The sequence below is a fragment of the Salinithrix halophila genome (genome assembly GCF_042650125.1).
GTDB classification, from domain to species: Bacteria; Bacillota; Bacilli; order Thermoactinomycetales; family DSM-45169; genus Salinithrix; species Salinithrix halophila.
The window spans coordinates 1-563 of record NZ_JBHSAP010000012.1 but is presented as its reverse complement, the minus strand read 5'-3'; the positions used below and the strand labels follow the sequence as shown (position 1 = coordinate 563).

The window sequence follows — 563 nt, the reverse complement described above, 5'->3', positions numbered from 1 at the left end:
AAAACTGAAGAGCAGGTTGATTCGACCTTGTTTGGTTCGTTCATGATGATACTCCGTAGAAAGGAGGTGATCCATCCCCACCTTCCGGTAGGGATACCTTGTTACGACTTCACCCCAATCATCTGCCCCACCTTCGGCGGCTGGGCCCCATAAGGGTTCCCTCACCGACTTCGGGTGTTGCAAACTCTCGTGGTGTGACGGGCGGTGTGTACAAGGCCCGGGAACGTATTCACCGCGGCATGCTGATCCGCGATTACTAGCGATTCCAGCTTCACGCAGGCGAGTTGCAGCCTGCGATCCGAACTGAGACTGGTTTTTTGGGATTGGCTTCACCTCGCGGCTTCGCTACCCGTTGTACCAGCCATTGTAGCACGTGTGTCGCCCAGGACATAAGGGGCATGATGATTTGACGTCATCCCCACCTTCCTCCGGCTTTCACCGGCTGTCTCGCTAGAGTGCCCACCCGAAGTGCTGGCAACTAACGATAAGGGTTGCGCTCGTTGCGGGACTGAACCCAACATCTCACGACACGAGCTGACGACAACCATGCACCACCTGTCACC

1 rRNA gene is annotated in these 563 nt (G+C 56.3%); it reads right to left on the bottom strand.

What is annotated here, in order from left to right:
• Positions 1–59: 59 nt before the first annotated feature.
• A 16S ribosomal RNA gene (locus ACFOUO_RS10205) occupies positions 60–563 on the bottom strand; the annotation flags it as partial.